This is a genomic window from Methylobacillus methanolivorans (assembly GCF_054588515.1).
This window is the reverse complement of sequence record NZ_BAAILT010000005.1, coordinates 175,646-191,847: the sequence shown is the minus strand read 5'-3', so window position 1 is coordinate 191,847 and position 16,202 is coordinate 175,646. Positions and strand designations below refer to the sequence as shown.

Sequence of the window (16,202 nt, the reverse complement as noted above, 5' to 3'; positions counted from 1 at the left end):
GCAGGGGGGAGACCATGACCGTAATCCACATGACAGACCTCGACTTGGCGGGTAAGCGCGTTTTTATTCGCGCAGACCTCAATGTGCCAGTCAGCGATGGCAAGGTAACTTCCGATGCGCGTATCACTGCATCCATCCCAACGATTCGCCAGGCTTTGGATGCTAATGCACGCGTCATGGTGACTTCCCACCTGGGTCGTCCGGAAGAAGGCGTGTATTCCGAGGAAAACTCTTTGCAACCCGTGGCGGATGTATTAGCTGACAAGCTCGGTCAACCCGTGCGCCTGATCAAGGATTGGGTAAATGGCGGCTTTGATGTGGCAGAAGGCGAAGTGGTGTTGCTGGAAAACTGCCGCTTCAACAAGGGCGAGAAAAAGAACCTCGAAGAAACCGCACGCAAATACGCTGCCTTGTGTGATGTCTTTGTCATGGACGCTTTCGGTACTGCTCACCGTGCAGAAGCTTCCACCTATGGCATCGCCCAATATGCACCAGTCGCTGCCGCTGGCTTGCTGCTCACTGGTGAGCTGGATGCCCTGGGCAAGGCCTTGTGCGAACCTGCCCGCCCCATGGTCGCTATCGTAGGTGGCTCCAAGGTATCGACCAAACTGACAGTGCTGGAAAGCCTGGCTGAAAAAGTCGACCAAATGGTCGTCGGTGGTGGCATCGCCAATACCTTCCTAAAAGCTGCAGGTAAGCCGATTGGGCGTTCATTGAGCGAAGATGATCTCGTGCCGACCGCACAATGCCTGATGGAAAAAATGGCCAAGCGCGGTGCAGCTGTGCCGATCGCCGTGGATGTGGTCTGTGGCAAGCAATTCGACCCAGATGAGCCTGCCGTGCTCAAGTCTGCGGACGATGTCGTTGCCGATGATATGATCTTTGACATTGGCCCAGAGTCTGCCAAGCAACTTGCCGAGATTATCCTCAACGCAGGCACCGTGGTCTGGAATGGCCCGGTCGGCGTATTCGAGTTTGACCAATTCGGCGAAGGCACCAAAACCATCGCCGATGCCATCGCCAAGACCAAGGCCTTTACCCTGGCTGGTGGTGGTGACACCATCGCTGCCATCCAGAAATACGACATCTACGAAAAGGTGTCTTACATCTCGACTGCCGGTGGGGCGTTCCTGGAATTCCTCGAGGGCAAGAAATTACCCGCAGTGGAGGTTTTGGAGCAGCGTGCCAAGAGTTGATTGTCTAGATTAGTTTGATAAAAAAGGAGCCTGTGGGCTCCTTTTTTGTTTACTTAGAACGTGTTATCAAGTGTTGTCTTTGAGGTATTTTTCATTAGTTTTATATATTGCCTTTCTGATGGCACAAAATATGCACCATTCCCCCTAAGTGCTGTCAGCTTTAACATGAGTCTTTGAAGAAAATGTTAGGAAACGGTTTATGGCATTACGTAAAACCAAGATTGTGGCGACGCTGGGGCCGGCTTCCAGTGAGGAGTCGGTGATTGAACGGTTGGTGGATGCAGGCGTAGATGTGGTGCGGTTGAATTTTTCGCATGGGTCGGCGCAGGATCATATAGACCGCGCTGAACTGGTGCGTGATATATCGCGGCGTAGTGGACGCCCCGTGGGGGTGTTGTGTGATTTGCAGGGGCCGAAGATACGCATCGGTAAATTTGAGAATGACCGCATTTTGCTCAAGGTCGGAGACAAGTTCATCCTGGATGCAGCATGCAAGCTGGGTAATCAGGAGCGGGTGGGGCTGGATTACAAGACCTTGCCGTCTGAGGTGGAGGCCGGTGCTGTGTTGTTGCTGGATGATGGACGTATTGTATTAAGTGTGGACACCGTAAATGGTGGCGAGGTGTATTGTACGGTCACGGCTGGCGGGATGCTCTCCAACAACAAGGGCATCAATCGTCAAGGTGGCGGGCTCTCTGCCCCGGCTCTGACACTGAAAGATCAGGAAGATATCCAGACCGCAGTGGCGTTAGAAGCGGATTATATTGCGGTCTCATTCCCGCGCAGTGGTGCGGATATAGAGCTTGCGCGCCAGTTGGTGGAAGAGGCTGGCGGCCATGCAGCAATTGTCGCCAAGATCGAGCGCGCGGAAGCGATTGATGCGCTGGAAGAGATTATCGATGCGGCGGATGTGATCATGGTGGCGCGCGGTGACCTCGGCGTTGAGGTCGGCGATGCGGCCGTGCCTGGTTTGCAGAAGCGCATGATCCGCACTGCGCGAATGCGCAACAAGCTGGTGATCACGGCCACGCAGATGCTGGAGTCCATGATCAGCAGCCCGATTCCGACTCGGGCGGAGGTATCTGATGTGGCGAATGCGGTGCTGGATGGAACGGATGCGGTGATGCTATCGGGCGAGACGGCAGTGGGGCATTACCCGGTGGAAGCTATCCAGGCCATGCATCGCGTCTGCTTGGAAGCGGAAAAGGAATACGACAGCCAGCACCTGAAAGCACCGATTCATGATGAATTTGGTTTTATCGATGAGGCGATTGCGATGGCTACGGTATATACGGCCAAGCACCTGGATGTGAAGGCGATTGCGGCACTCACCAAGTCAGGGTCTTCCGTCACCTGGTTGTCACGTTCCAATACTAATGTGCCGATTTATGCGCTGACAACAGAGCGTAATACACGGCGCAAGCTGTCGCTGTATCGCGGGGTATACCCTTATCACATCGAGCAGCCCAGCCAGGAGCTGGGCAAGATTCTTTACGATGCCGAAGAGTTGTTATTACGCCTTGGGGCGGTGCAACGGGATGATCTCATGATGTTGACGTTTGGTGAGCCCATCGGCAAGGCAGGGGGCACCAATACCTTGCAGATTGTTAAAGTGGGCGAGCACCGGCGGGAACAACATTAGCGAGAGCGGCGCGGCTGCTCACAACATGAGAGGATGTGCCCATGGCACTGATTAGCTTACGCCAATTGCTGGATCATGCTGCCGAGCACGATTACGGTGTGCCGGCGTTCAATGTGAATAACCTTGAGCAGGTGCAGGCCATCATGCAGGCAGCGGATGCCTGTGATAGCCCGGTGATCATGCAAGCCTCTGCCGGTGCACGCAAATATGCGGGTGAGGAGTTTCTACTCAAGTTGATGGAGGCGGCGATCAGCAGTTATCCATATATTCCTGTTGTGCTACATCAAGACCATGGCGCCAGCCCAGCGGTATGCATGCATTCCATCAAGCACGGTTTTAGCAGTGTGATGATGGATGGTTCATTGCTGGAGGATGCCAAGACGCCATCGAGCTATGCTTATAACGTCGAGGTAACACGACAGGTGGTGCTGGCAGCCCATGCGATGGGCGTGTCGGTGGAAGGGGAGCTAGGCGTACTTGGCTCACTAGAAACTGGTATGGCAGGTGAGGAGGATGGTGTCGGGGCGGAAGGGCATCTTGACCACAGCCAGTTGCTTACCAGCCCGGATGAGGCAGTGGATTTTGTCGCGCAGACAGGTGTGGATGCCCTGGCAATCGCTATTGGTACATCGCATGGCGCTTACAAGTTCAAGCGTCCCCCCACCGGCGAAACGCTTTCCATCAGCCGTATTCGGGAAATACACGCGCAGCTGCCGAATACGCATCTGGTGATGCATGGCTCGTCATCCGTGCCACAGGAGTGGTTGAAGGTCATTAATGATTATGGTGGCGAGATTCCCGAAACCTATGGCGTGCCGGTGGAGGAAATCGTCAAGGGTATCCAGAGCGGGGTACGCAAGGTGAATATTGATACTGATTTGCGCCTTGCTTTTACCGGGGCTTTGCGACATTTTCTTGGGCAGCCGCAACACCGGGTCGAATTTGACCCACGCAAAATACTGGCGGCGGCGACCCAGGCGATGCAGGGGTTATGCCGGGAGCGTTTTGAGGCATTTGGCTCAGCAGGGCATGCGGCGAAAATTAAGCCCATTTCACTCGAGAAAATGGCTCAGCGCTATTTTTTCGCCTGATCTCATTGCTCACGTTGTGCAGAATTTACAGCGTATAATGCCGGGATTATTTGCCTGGTAATTATCGCTATGCAGCCCAATAAATACAGTAAATTAGGTCAACAAGGCATCGGTTTGGTCGAGCAGGCCTTGCTGGTATTCATTGCGCTGGCGACGATCGTGGCTACCGGGCAGGCCGCACTGCATATATGGGAAATGAGGGCGGTAACCGTGGCAGATTTGCTGCTGTTGTTTCTTTACCTCGAAATTCTCACCATGCTCAACCATTACTTGAGCTCGGGCACATTGCCGGTGCGTTACCCCTTGTATATCGGCATTATTGCGCTGGCACGTTATCTGGTGCTCGACATCAAGGAACTGGAAGCCTGGCGTATTTTTGCCGTGGCGGCCTCTATCCTGCTGATAGCAATTGCCATTTTGGTGGTGCGCTACGGGCATGTGAAATTCCCTTATTCCGATGGCCCTGAACAGGACCATCACTCGAAATAGTTTTTGATAAAGGTAAGCGTTTTGACTACTCCCCTCATGCAGTCCAGTATCAAGAGCCTGAAACTGATCAATCAGGGCAAGGTGCGGGATATCTACGATATTAATGACCAGCACATGTTGCTGGTGGCTAGTGATCGTCTATCAGCTTTCGATGTGATCCTGCCGACGCCTATTCAGGATAAAGGCGCGATTCTCACCAAGATTGCCAATTTCTGGTTCGATAAACTCCAGCATGTAGTGCCCAACCACTTGACGGGTATTGACCCTGATAGTGTGGTGACTGACCCTGCCGAGAAAGCCCAGCTTGGGCCGCGTGCATTGGTGGTTAAAAAGTTGAAGCCTTTGCCAATCGAGGCGATTGTTCGTGGTTACCTCGCGGGTTCCGGCTGGAAAGAATACAAGGCCAGCCAGAGCGTATGTGGAATTCCACTGCCAGCAGGCCTGCAAGAGGCATCACAGTTGCCAGAGCCATTGTTTACGCCTTCGAGCAAGGCAGAAGTGGGTGATCATGATGAGAACATCACCCTGGAAAAATGCGCCCAGTTACTTGGAAAAGAACTGGCTGATAAAGTCGCCCGTATCAGCGTACAGTTATACAAGGAGGCTGCCGCTTATGCCTTGAGCCGCGGCATTATCATCGCGGACACCAAGTTTGAGTTTGGCCTGAATGAAGCTGGTGAGCTGTACTTGATCGATGAAGTATTAACCCCTGATTCATCACGCTTCTGGCCGCAAGATCAATATCAGGTGGGTAGCAATCCTCCCAGTTTTGACAAGCAATATGTCCGTGACTGGCTGGAATCTACCGGCTGGAACAAGACTCCTCCAGGCCCGCAATTGCCTGACGATGTTGCGGCAAGCACTGCAGCCAAGTATCGCGAAGCTTACGAGCGTCTGACTGGCAAGCCGTTTTAACTCTGGGTGGCTGAAGAAGTGCCATTGAGGGATAAGCTGAAATCACTGGCGCGACAGCTCAAGGCTGAGTTGGAAGTGTATCGCTTGGTGTTGCGCCACCCACAGACGCCTTGGCTTGCCAGGGTGTTGCTGGGTTTGGCCGTGGGTTACCTGCTATTACCATTTGACTTGATCCCTGATTTTATTCCCATCCTTGGGCAACTGGATGACTTGATCATTGTTCCAGCCTTGTTCTACCTGGGGGTCAGGTGCGTGCCGATAGAGGTGATCGTGGAATGCAGGCGCGAAGCCGCAGCACGCGAGGCAAGCCCAAGGTGATTTTTACTGCTGATTTAGGCTAAAATCCCGCGTTAACTTTACATGGTTTACAAAAACCATCCATCATTCAAATCAACCCATCTTTTAAGGATAACCGCATGTCCCTTTCTAATGTGCCAGCAGGCAAAGACATCCCTAACGACTTTAACGTCATTATCGAAATCTCCATGCGTGGCGAGCCCATCAAGTTCGAAGTGGACAAGGATAGCGGTGCAGTATTCGTTGATCGTTTCATGGGTACTTCCATGCACTATCCATGCAACTATGGCTATATCCCACAAACGCTGTCAGAAGATGGTGACCCGGTTGATGTGCTAGTGATCACGCCTATCCCGTTGCAGCCAGGCGTTGTGATCCGTTGCCGTGCGATTGGTGTGCTGACCATGGAAGATGATGGTGGTGTGGATGCGAAGGTGTTAGCTGTGCCTGTGGACAAGATTTGCCCGCAATACAAGGATGTGAAGAGCTATCATGACATTCCAGAATTCCAGTTGGCACCTATTGCTCACTTCTTTGAACACTACAAGGATCTGGAAAAGGGTAAGTGGGTCAAGGTTGGTGAGTGGAAGGGCGTAGACGAGGCCAAGGCGGAAATCGTCTCTGGTGTAGAACGCTTCAGCAAGTAAGCCAGCTTATAAGATGAATAAAAAACGGCGCTTAAGCGCCGTTTTTTATTGCTGTTGCTTGCGTTTATTCACCCACTTGTAGTAGCAGGCCACGCTGGCGTGCGACTCTGAAATAGCCGAGGAAGACGGCAATGCCAATGCAGAGAAAGACAAGATTGAGGCCTATCGCCCATTGCATGTGATGCAGGTTGAAGCTGTGCTCAAGCAGTAATTCGCGCATGCCTTCAAACACATGGCTGGCAGGCAATGCCAGCGCAACAGGCTGTAACCAGTGCGGCAATGTGGCGACTGGGTAATAGATAGCGCATAAAGGCTGGATAGCGAAGACGCTGACCCAGGCAATACTTTCAGCCCCCATGCCGTAGCGCAGTACGATGCCGGATACCATCAGGCCAATCGCCCAACCCATGACGATGAGATTGAGGAAAAAGGCGATAAGAGGCAGGCCCATGTCGTAGATGTTGTAACCGAATAGTGGAATAGCGATTAGTGTTGCACCGCCGATGCCAATCAAGGTGCGGATCAGGCTCATAAGCAGCAGGGACGCTACCATTTCATACGGACGCAAAGGGCTGACGAATAAATGCCCCAGGTTGCGTGACCACATTTCCTCCATGAAGACGAGTGCGATGCCGAGTTGACCACGGAAGAGAACGTCCCATAGCAATACTCCCGAAAGCAGGATGCCGCTGGCCTGTGCAATCAGGCTGCTATTGCCTTGCAGGTATAAGGTGATGAAGCCCCATAGCACCATTTGCACTGTGGGCCAGTACACCATCTCCAGCACCCGTGGCCAGGATGAACGCATGAGGTAAAGGTGGCGTAATGCTACTGCACCGATGCGGCGCAAGGAAAAGTGTACGTCTTGCATCAAGCGGGCTCCTGGCTGCGAGCGATGTCGATAAAGACTTCTTCAAGGTTGTTGCGGCCATATTTTGCGATCAGGCTGGCTGGGGTGCCAATGTCCACAACTTGCCCTTTACGCATCATGATGACATCCGTCGCCATGCGCTCGACCTCGGCCATATTGTGTGAAGCCAGCAGGATGCTGGCACCAGTGTCGCGCTGGTATTGCTCTAGATAACTGCGAATGGAGTCGGCAGTATCAGGATCAAGGGATGCCGTCGGTTCGTCCATCAGTAGTAATTCTGGTTTGTTGAGCAGGGATTTCGCTAGGGAAACACGGGTTTTTTGCCCTGCAGAAAGTTGTCCGTAGCGCTTGTCCAGCAATGTATCAAGGTTAAGGGCAGTGGCTAGCTCCTCAATACGCTGCTTCAGTGCGGGTAAGCGGTAAAGATGGCCGTAAACCGTGAGGTTCTGGCGAATGGTCAGCCTTTGTGGGAGGTCTACGTAAGGTGAGGAGAAGTTCATGCGGTGCAACAGGCGGTAGCGATGCTGCAGCATATCCTCACCCAATATGCGGATGCTCCCCTGGCTCGGTGTGAGCAAGCCCAGTAGCATGGCAATCGTCGTAGTTTTTCCTGCGCCATTGCCACCCAGCAAGGCGGTGGTAACGCCGCGCTTCGCCTGGAAATTCAGGTTGTTGACGGCACAGAATTGGTCAAAGTATTTGAACAGGCCCTGGACTTCAATAACGAGTGCTGGGCTCATATCAAGCTCCAGATCATTTTAAGGCCAACGATGTAAAGCAATAGTGCGAATAATTTTTTCAATACCGGAACAGGTAATTTGTGTGCCATGTAGGCGCCTAAAGGGGCGGTCAGCATGCTGGCAAGTGCAATGCCGATGAATGCTGGCAGGTAGATATAGCCCAGGCTGTATTGCGGCAAATTACCTTGCGTTAATCCGGTGATGATGAATCCCATGGTGCCAGCGACGGCAATCGGTAGTCCTATCGCCGAGGAAGTGCCGATGGCATAGCGTGCGTTGAAATTGCAGTAGAGGAGGAAAGGCACTGAGAGGGATCCTCCACCAATGCCGACCAGGCTGGACAAGACGCCAATAAGACCGCCCATGCTCAAAGTGCCGAGCTTGCCGGGCAATTGCCGATGGGAGGCTGGTGTGAAGTTCAGCACCATCTGGGTGGCAATCAGTAATGCGAATACGGCAAAGATGACTTTGAGTATGACAGTGTTGAGTTGGCCCGCTAAGACGGCGCCGAGTAGGGTGCCCATGACAATGCCGGGTGTAATGAGCTTGACCACAGGCCAATGTACATTCTGTTTTTTATGGTGTGCTCGGGCTGAAGAGATCGAGGTGACGATGATGGTTGCCAGCGATGTGCCTAGCGCAATATGCATGATGTGCTGTGCCGGAAACGCGAGCGCGGTAAAGATGAAGACGAGAATGGGCACAATCACCGTGCCACCGCCTACGCCTAGCAGACCCGAAAGGATACCTGCCCCGGCGCCGGCAATGAAGTAGAGTAAAAATTCCATAGTGAAGGTCTGACTTTATCCTGATCAATAACAGAGGAAGGGAGGGGTACTATCGGCGGCTCGAAAGTCGTGCGATCGCATCTCCAAGCGGAGAACCCTGCAATTCCTTCGCCAGTTTTTCAAGGCTGGCTGCTGCGGCCGGGCTGAGCGTGCGCACTTGTTTGGCAGGTTTTCCTGCGACAGATTGCACTTGCACTTCCACCCGAATTGAAGTAACTTCAAGCCCTTGTTTTTTCAGCCCAAGCATCAGGCTGGGCAGCATTAGCTTGATTTTTGCAGCGATGGCGCCATTGGCGGCATAGACCGTCAGGCGCTTGTGGCTGAGACTTCCTGCTTGCGTATAAGGTTTCAGTGCAGCGGGAACGACGGCATTCCATTTTTGCTGCGACAGTGTCAATTGTTCTGCTTGTTGCGAAAGCGCTGCCAGTTCGGCACTTTCAGTAAACAATGCACTTACACGCAGCATGCCGGACTCTCCCAAGGGGAAGCAATGAACATCATTTTAGTATCGAATAGTACAGCACGGACGCGCAGCATCTCGTTGCCACTGGTCTTGCTTATCATCGGGCTGTTGAGTTTGCTACCAGCCTTGCTGGTTTGGGCCCTTATTGTGCCACATGGCACACACCAGCACAAAGGCATCCCCACCTCGATCCATTTCGTCAGTGCCAGCGAGCAGTCACATATTGACGCCTTGGCGCAACAGGTGGGCGAGATGGAGGCCAGGGTATTGCGGCTTGATGCCCTGGGGGCAAGGCTCTCGAACCTGGCTGGGGTCAAGGGGGCGGATGCAGATGCCCTGCCGCCGGGGCGTGGCGGCCCCATGGTAGATGCGCGCACTATGTCAGGTGTTGAGCTGGAGAAGCACATTCACGCCTTGACACAATCCATAGCGCTTAATGGCGATAAATTGAGCTTGCTGGAGGCCACGATGTTGCAGCAGCGCTTGAAGGCGAGTACATTGCCGAGCACCATGCCGACGGAGGTGGCTTACAATTCTTCCAGTTATGGTTGGCGGGTGGATCCTTTCTCTGGCAAGGAGGCTTTTCATGAAGGCCTGGATTTTGTGGCGGATAGCGGAACACCGATTTATGCATCTGCCGCAGGAATTGTAACGGCTGCGGAGCAGACCCCCGACTATGGTAGAATCGTGAAGATTAACCACGGCTCGGGGCTGGAAACACGATATGCCCATGCCTCACAGTTGTTGGTGAAGGCGGGGGATCGGGTTGAGCGTGGGCAGTTAATCGCCCGCGTTGGTAGTACTGGGCGCTCTACCGGGGCACACCTGCATTTCGAGGTGCGCTTGAATGGAGCAGCTCTGGATCCACGCAAGTATTTGCAAAGTGCAAATTAAATATTTGATTTATTAACTAACTTATAAAGCTAACCTAGAGGTTTCCGTCTAACGGAAAAGTGGTGCCACTTCATGTTCTCCGCGTTGTTCAAAAAAATCTTCGGTAGCCGTAACGAACGGCTGGTCAAGCAGTATGCACAAAACGTCAAGGCTATTAATGCGCTGGAGCCCAGCATGCAGGCATTGACGGACGAACAGCTCAAAGCCAAGACAGATGAATTCAAACAGCGCTACCAGCAGGGCGAGTCGCTCGACAAGTTGTTGCCAGAAGCGTTTGCCGTGGTGCGTGAAGGTGGCCGTCGTGTGCTCAATATGCGCCACTTCGATGTACAGTTGATTGGCGGCATGGTATTGAACGCAGGCAAGATTGCCGAAATGCGTACCGGTGAGGGTAAGACCCTGGTGGCGACATTGCCAGCCTACTTGAATGCTCTCAGTGGTAAGGGCGTGCACGTGGTCACGGTGAATGATTACCTGGCACGACGCGACGCTGAGTGGATGTCCCGCCTGTACAACTTCCTTGGTTTGAGCGTGGGTATCAACCTGTCGCAAATGCCGCATGACGAGAAGCAAAAGGCTTATGCGGCCGATATTACCTACGGTACCAACAACGAATTCGGTTTTGACTACCTGCGCGACAATATGGTGTTTACCGCAGAGGAGCGCGTGCAGCGCGGTCTGAACTATGCCCTAGTCGATGAAGTGGATTCCATCCTGATTGATGAAGCGCGCACACCATTGATCATTTCCGGCCAGGCTGATGACAGTATTGATCTGTATCTGCAGATGAACAGCATTGCTGCAAAGATGATTCGCCAGGAAAAAGAAGATGGCGAAGGTGATTTCTGGGTGGATGAAAAGTCACACCAGGTCTTGCTTTCTGAGCAAGGGCATGAACATGCAGAGGCTCTGCTGGCCGAAGCCGGCTTGTTGGCTGAAGGTAGCAGTCTCTATGATGCTGCCAATATCAGCCTGGTGCACCATATGTATGCTGCACTGCGTGCGCAATCGCTTTATCACCGCGATCAGCATTATGTTGTGCGCGATGGCGAAATCGTGATTGTTGATGAATTTACCGGCCGCATGATGGCTGGTCGCCGCTGGTCTGATGGCTTGCATCAGGCTGTTGAAGCCAAAGAAGGTGTGACCATCCAGAAGGAAAACCAGACCCTGGCTTCGATTACCTTCCAGAATTATTTCCGCATGTACGGCAAGCTGTCCGGCATGACGGGTACTGCCGATACCGAAGCCTACGAATTCAACCAGATTTACGGTCTGGAAACTGTCGTGATTCCTACTCATCGTGGCTTGCAACGTAAAGACCAGATGGACAAGGTATATCGCACAGGCAAGGAGAAGTATCAGGCTGTTATTGAAGATATTAAAGAGTGCCAGAAGCGTGGTCAGCCTGTGCTGGTCGGCACTACCTCCATTGAAAACTCCGAGTTAATCTCAAAGTATCTCAATGAAGCCAAGCTAGAGCATCAGGTACTGAATGCCAAGCAACATGAGCGTGAAGCGCACATTATTGTGCAAGCGGGTCGTCCTGGCATGATCACGATTGCAACCAATATGGCTGGCCGCGGTACCGATATTGTGCTGGGTGGTAACCCCGAGCCTGAGATTGCCGTGATTGAGGCGGATGAGAGTCTGTCTGAATCAGACAAGGCTGATCGTATTGCCAAGTTGAAGGCGGAGTGGCAAGTGCAGCATGATGCCGTGCTGGCTGCCGGTGGTTTGCATATTATCGGTACAGAGCGCCATGAATCCCGTCGCGTTGACAACCAGTTGCGTGGTCGTGCCGGCCGTCAGGGTGACCCAGGCTCCAGCCGATTCTATCTGTCGTTGGAAGATCAACTGTTGCGCATTTTTGCTTCTGACCGTGTTGCTGCCATCATGGAGCGCTTGAAAATGCCTGAGGGCGAAGCGATTGAGCATCCCTGGGTGACGCGTGCGATCGAGAACGCCCAGCGTAAGGTTGAGGGACGTAACTTCGATATTCGCAAGCAATTGCTTGAGTATGACGATGTATCCAATGATCAACGCAAAGTGATTTACCAACAGCGTAACGAGTTGCTTGAAGCCGCTGATGTGGGTGAAACCATTGCAGTGATGCGTGTAGACGTGATTCATGACCTGATTGCGACTTATATCCCACCAGAAAGCCTCGAAGAGCAGTGGGATGTCGCTGGGTTGGAGAAAGCGTTGCAGGCAGACCTGGGCCTGGAAATTCCATTGCAAAAGATGCTGGAAGAAAACCCCAATCTGCATGAAGAAACGCTGCGTGAACACATTGTGGATGCCGCTAATGCTCTTTATCAGGCTAAGGAAGATCAGGCATCTGCGTCTGTGTTGCGCCAGTTCGAACGTGCCGTGATGCTGCAAAGCCTGGATAACCACTGGCGCGAGCACTTGGCTGCGCTGGATCATTTGCGTCAAGGTATTCACCTGCGCTCCTATGCCCAGAAAAACCCCAAGCAGGAGTACAAGCGCGAAGCTTTTGCCCTGTTCTCCAGCCTGTTGGATACCGTCAAGCGTGAAGTGACCCAGGTGACCATGCTGGTGAAGGTGCAGAGCGAGGCTGATGTCGAGGCGGTTGAGAAGCCTGCTGAGCTTGAGAATGTGCAATACCAGCATGCGGATTATGATGAGGCGCTTGGCAACAGCGATGAAGCCGATGATGAAGCCTCAGCATCGACATTCGAGCGCGTAGGTGCCAAGGTCGGTCGCAATGATCCATGTCCTTGTGGCTCTGGCAAGAAGTACAAACAGTGCCATGGCAAGCTGAGTTAAGCGTCGGCAGGGATGCAATCAGTTCCTCAGGTCGCTTCTCCTTGTATTGGTGTATGTGCGCTGGATAGCGAGCGGCAACATTGCACTGGTTGCTGGCGCACCCTCGAAGAAATCAGGGGCTGGCGTACCATGAGTGACCGCGAGCGCTTGCAAGTGCTCAAAGTGATTGAAGCCAGGCGACCTACTGCCAAGCATTAGCCATGACAGCTTTGCAATTCAATAAAAAAGCCGGGATTTCCCGGCTTTTTTATTGTGCACATGCCATGCTGCCATGGGGCAAGCGTCACTGATTACGGTAAAATCAGGTTTTTGCCTTTCTGAGAAAAGCCATTATGCCAGTCAATCTTGTCGCGCCTGAGGCGCACTCCCTGTTGCCGGTTCCAGGCGTGGAACTGGGTATTGCCAAGGCGCATATCCGTAAGCCAGACCGCAAGGATATGCTGGTGATCAAACTGGCAGAAGGCGCACGCGTAGCTGGCGTATTCACCACAAACCGTTTCTGTGCAGCACCTGTGACCGTGTGTAAACAGCACTTGGCAGCAGGGCATGGTATTCGCGCGCTAGTGGTCAATACCGGCAATGCCAATGCTGGCACTGGCGAGCCAGGCATGCAGAATGCAAGAGCTACTTGTGAAGCACTGTCTGCGTTGCTGAACATCAAGCCTGAGCAAGTCTTGCCTTTTTCTACTGGCGTTATCCTGGAGCCGTTACCCATGGAGCGCTTGCTTGCTGGCCTGCCACAATGTGTTGCCGATCTGGGCGAACAGCACTGGTTTGATGCTGCCGAAGCTATCATGACCACGGATATTGTGTCCAAGGGGGCGTCGCGGCAAGTTACGCTAGGTGGCAAGACCGTGACGATTACCGGCATATCCAAGGGCTCGGGCATGATCCACCCCAACATGGCAACCATGCTGGGTTATGTCGCGACTGATGCTGCCATTAGCCAGGCTGCGCTGGAGGCCTTGATTGATCATGCCGTCAATCGCTCCTTCAACTGTATTACCGTAGATGGCGATACTTCTACCAACGACTCTTTTATTGTCATGGCGACTGGTCAGGCGGGCAATGCTGAGATCAGTGATGTGGATAGTGCAGAATTCCAGCAATTGCAGGATGCCATTACCGAATTGTCCATCGAGTTGGCCCAAGCGATTGTGCGTGACGGTGAAGGTGCGACAAAGTTCATGACTATCCAGGTGGAAGCTGGCAAAGATGTGGAAGAGTGCCGCAAGGTCGCTTATGCCATTGCGCACTCACCATTGATCAAGACGGCTTTCTTTGCCTCAGATCCTAATCTAGGCCGCATCTTGGCTGCCATTGGTTATGCTGGTGTTGATGATCTGGATGTGAATGCCATGCAGCTTTACCTGGGTAATGTGCTGGTGGCAGAGCATGGTGGTCGTGCTGCAAGCTATGTCGAAGAACAGGGCGCTGCCGTGATGCAGGAAGCTGAAATTACCGTGCGTGTGGTGCTGAATCGTGGGCAGGCTAATGCCACGGTGTGGACTTGCGACTTCTCTTATGACTATGTTCGCATTAATGCGGACTACCGCAGCTAGGGTGCAGGATGGCTGATTTTGAGCAGTTGATCACGCGAGCCGAAGCTGTGCTGGCAAGGCTGGAAAACTTCTTGCCACCGCCTGCTTCCGCACCTGACTGGCATGCTATGGCCTGGCGCTGGCAAACCCTCAATGGTCGTGGACATTTGGTGGCTGTGGAGCATCCCCATCACATCAGCTTGAACGACATCCGCAATGTGGATGAACAAAAGGCCGAGATTGTGCGCAACACCGAGCAGTTTGTGCATGGCTATCCCGCCAATAATGTGTTGTTGACTGGTGCCCGTGGCACTGGCAAATCTTCATTGGTCAAAGCGGTGCTGAGTACATTTGCAGACCAGGGATTACGCCTGGTCGAAGTCGACAAGCAGGATTTGGTGGCATTGCCGGAAATCGTCAGCTTGCTGCGTGAGCGCAAGGAGCGATTCATCATCTTTTGTGATGATTTGTCATTTGAGTCCAGTGATCCAGGTTACAAAGCTCTCAAGGTGGTGCTGGACGGCTCGATTGCCGCGACGTCCGATAATGTTGTGGTCTATGCCACTTCCAATCGTCGCCACTTGATGCCTGAATTCATGTCGGAGAATCTTGAGGTAACGCGACATGGCGAGGAAATCCGGCCTGGGGATACAACTGAGGAGAAAGTCTCGTTGTCGGAGCGCTTTGGCCTCTGGCTCTCATTTTACTCCTTCAACCAGGACGAATACCTAGCGGTGGTGGCGCAATGGCTCAAGCATTACGGTATTGAGCAAGTGGATGAAGCAACCCGTAGCGCAGCCTTACTGTTTTCTCATACCCGTGGCGCACGTAGTGGCCGAGTGGCCTATCAATTTGCCCGTGACCATGTAGGCCGCCAAGCATTAGTGGGAGGCAAGGTGTCATGAGTGTTGTGCGTGCTGCCGTAGCTATCTTGCAACGCCCTGATGGGAAGGTGTTGTTGGCCGAGCGCCCAGCAGGCAAGCCTTGGGAAGGCTGGTGGGAGTTTCCTGGAGGCAAGATAGAGGCAGGCGAAACCCCTTTTCATGCCTTGGTGCGCGAGTTGCGCGAGGAGCTTGGTGTCGAGGTGGAAAAGGCGACACCCTGGATGTTGCGTCGCTTTGACTACCCGGATCGCAAGGTCGAGTTACATTTCTTTATTGTACGTGATTGGCAGCATGAGCCGCGTAGTTGCGAGGGGCAGCAATTAAGCTGGCAGTACCCGACTACACTTACTGTAGGCCCGATGTTGCCAGCGAACGAACCTATTCTTGCTGCCTTGGGTCTGCCATCCATCTATGCCATCAGCAATGCTGGTGAGTTGGGTGAAAAGGGTTTTCTGGATCGCTTACGTTATGCCTTGGATCAGGGGTTGCGCTTGCTGCAATTGCGTGAAAAGCATCTGTCTGCTGACGGATTGCAGCGTCTCGCTGAGAAAGTGTTAAGCATGGTGCAGCCTTATCAAGCGAGAGTGCTACTCAACGGCGATGTCGACACTGCGTGTGCATTGGGTTTTGCAGGTGTGCATTTCTCCGCTGCAAGTTTGATGGCATTGTCGGAGCGTCCTCAGCAAATGCTGTGTGCGGCTTCATGCCACGATGCACGCGAGTTGGCGCATGCACAATCGCTTTCCCTGGATTTTGTCGTGTTGTCGCCTGTACTGCCAACACTGAGTCATCCTGATGCCCCTGTCTTGGGTTGGGACGGTTTTGCTGGCTTGGCGCATGGCAGTAGCCTGCCGGTTTATGCGCTTGGCGGCATGCAGCCGGAGTATCTGGAGCAGGCCTGGCAACAGGGTGCTCATGGTATTGCCATGATGCGCGGAGTGTGGAGCTAAT

17 protein-coding genes are annotated in these 16,202 nt (G+C 53.2%); 13 read left to right on the top strand and 4 right to left on the bottom strand.

Features of this window, described 5'->3' with window-relative positions:
• Positions 1–14: 14 nt before the first annotated feature.
• The 7 genes from LG202_RS13700 to ppa all read left to right on the top strand — a co-directional run bounded on the left by LG202_RS13700 (position 15) and on the right by ppa (position 6,277).
• Positions 15–1,196 carry a phosphoglycerate kinase gene (locus LG202_RS13700; protein ID WP_230348943.1) on the top strand — a complete coding sequence of 394 codons (1,182 nt, stop codon included), beginning with the start codon at positions 15–17 and terminating at the stop codon, positions 1,194–1,196.
• Between the two features lie 199 nt (positions 1,197–1,395).
• Positions 1,396–2,838 (top strand): pyruvate kinase, encoded by a 1,443-nt coding sequence (gene pyk / locus LG202_RS13695; protein WP_230348942.1) that lies wholly within the window; start codon positions 1,396–1,398, stop codon positions 2,836–2,838.
• Positions 2,839–2,879: 41 nt separating this feature from the next.
• Positions 2,880–3,929, top strand: a complete 1,050-nt coding sequence (gene fba, locus LG202_RS13690; protein WP_230348941.1) for a class II fructose-bisphosphate aldolase — start codon at positions 2,880–2,882, stop codon at positions 3,927–3,929.
• Positions 3,930–3,998: 69 nt separating this feature from the next.
• Positions 3,999–4,418, top strand: a complete 420-nt coding sequence (locus tag LG202_RS13685; protein WP_230348940.1) for a phosphate-starvation-inducible protein PsiE — start codon at positions 3,999–4,001, stop codon at positions 4,416–4,418.
• 21 nt (positions 4,419–4,439) lie between these two features.
• Positions 4,440–5,333, top strand: a complete 894-nt coding sequence (locus LG202_RS13680; RefSeq protein ID WP_230348939.1) for a phosphoribosylaminoimidazolesuccinocarboxamide synthase — start codon at positions 4,440–4,442, stop codon at positions 5,331–5,333.
• A gap of 24 nt (positions 5,334–5,357) precedes the next feature.
• Positions 5,358–5,651 carry a YkvA family protein gene (locus tag LG202_RS13675; protein WP_230348938.1) on the top strand — a complete coding sequence of 98 codons (294 nt, stop codon included), beginning with the start codon at positions 5,358–5,360 and terminating at the stop codon, positions 5,649–5,651.
• 98 nt (positions 5,652–5,749) lie between these two features.
• Positions 5,750–6,277: an inorganic diphosphatase gene (gene ppa, locus LG202_RS13670; RefSeq protein WP_230348937.1), complete on the top strand. Its 528-nt coding sequence runs from the start codon at positions 5,750–5,752 to the stop codon at positions 6,275–6,277.
• A gap of 64 nt (positions 6,278–6,341) precedes the next feature.
• On the opposite strand, the gene LG202_RS13665 is transcribed toward ppa, so the two are convergent.
• The 4 genes from LG202_RS13665 to LG202_RS13650 are packed head-to-tail and all read right to left on the bottom strand — an operon-like array spanning position 6,342 to position 9,142.
• A complete protein-coding gene (locus tag LG202_RS13665) occupies positions 6,342–7,148 on the bottom strand; it encodes an ABC transporter permease (protein WP_230348936.1) in 807 nt (268 codons plus the stop codon).
• Positions 7,148–7,888, bottom strand: coding sequence for an ABC transporter ATP-binding protein (locus LG202_RS13660; protein WP_230348935.1), 741 nt, complete (start codon positions 7,886–7,888; stop codon positions 7,148–7,150). The genes LG202_RS13665 and LG202_RS13660 overlap by 1 nt, the downstream gene beginning before the upstream one ends.
• Positions 7,885–8,676, bottom strand: a complete 792-nt coding sequence (locus LG202_RS13655) for a sulfite exporter TauE/SafE family protein (RefSeq protein WP_230348934.1) — start codon at positions 8,674–8,676, stop codon at positions 7,885–7,887. The genes LG202_RS13660 and LG202_RS13655 overlap by 4 nt, the downstream gene beginning before the upstream one ends.
• Positions 8,677–8,725: 49 nt before the next feature.
• The gene (locus LG202_RS13650) at positions 8,726–9,142 is read right to left on the bottom strand and encodes a DciA family protein (RefSeq protein ID WP_230348933.1); all 417 of its coding nucleotides are present in this window, start codon (positions 9,140–9,142) and stop codon (positions 8,726–8,728) included.
• Between the two features lie 24 nt (positions 9,143–9,166).
• Here LG202_RS13650 and LG202_RS13645 point away from each other — a divergent pair, with 24 nt between their 5' ends.
• The 6 genes from LG202_RS13645 to LG202_RS13620 all read left to right on the top strand — a co-directional run bounded on the left by LG202_RS13645 (position 9,167) and on the right by LG202_RS13620 (position 16,201).
• A complete protein-coding gene (locus LG202_RS13645) occupies positions 9,167–10,033 on the top strand; it encodes a M23 family metallopeptidase (protein WP_230348932.1) in 867 nt (288 codons plus the stop codon).
• Between the two features lie 72 nt (positions 10,034–10,105).
• Positions 10,106–12,826, top strand: a complete 2,721-nt coding sequence (secA, locus tag LG202_RS13640; RefSeq protein WP_230348931.1) for a preprotein translocase subunit SecA — start codon at positions 10,106–10,108, stop codon at positions 12,824–12,826.
• Between the two features lie 12 nt (positions 12,827–12,838).
• Entirely contained in the window at positions 12,839–13,024 is a 186-nt protein-coding gene (locus LG202_RS13635; RefSeq protein ID WP_230348930.1) for a DUF1289 domain-containing protein, read from the top strand.
• Between the two features lie 134 nt (positions 13,025–13,158).
• On the top strand, positions 13,159–14,388 hold the full coding sequence (gene argJ, locus LG202_RS13630) for a bifunctional glutamate N-acetyltransferase/amino-acid acetyltransferase ArgJ (RefSeq protein ID WP_230348929.1): 1,230 nt from the start codon (positions 13,159–13,161) through the stop codon (positions 14,386–14,388).
• A gap of 8 nt (positions 14,389–14,396) precedes the next feature.
• Entirely contained in the window at positions 14,397–15,272 is an 876-nt protein-coding gene (locus tag LG202_RS13625) for an ATP-binding protein (RefSeq protein WP_230348928.1), read from the top strand.
• Positions 15,269–16,201, top strand: a complete 933-nt coding sequence (locus LG202_RS13620; RefSeq protein WP_230348927.1) for a Nudix family hydrolase — start codon at positions 15,269–15,271, stop codon at positions 16,199–16,201. Before LG202_RS13625 ends, LG202_RS13620 begins: the two co-directional genes overlap by 4 nt.
• The last annotated feature ends 1 nt before the right edge of the window (position 16,202 follow it).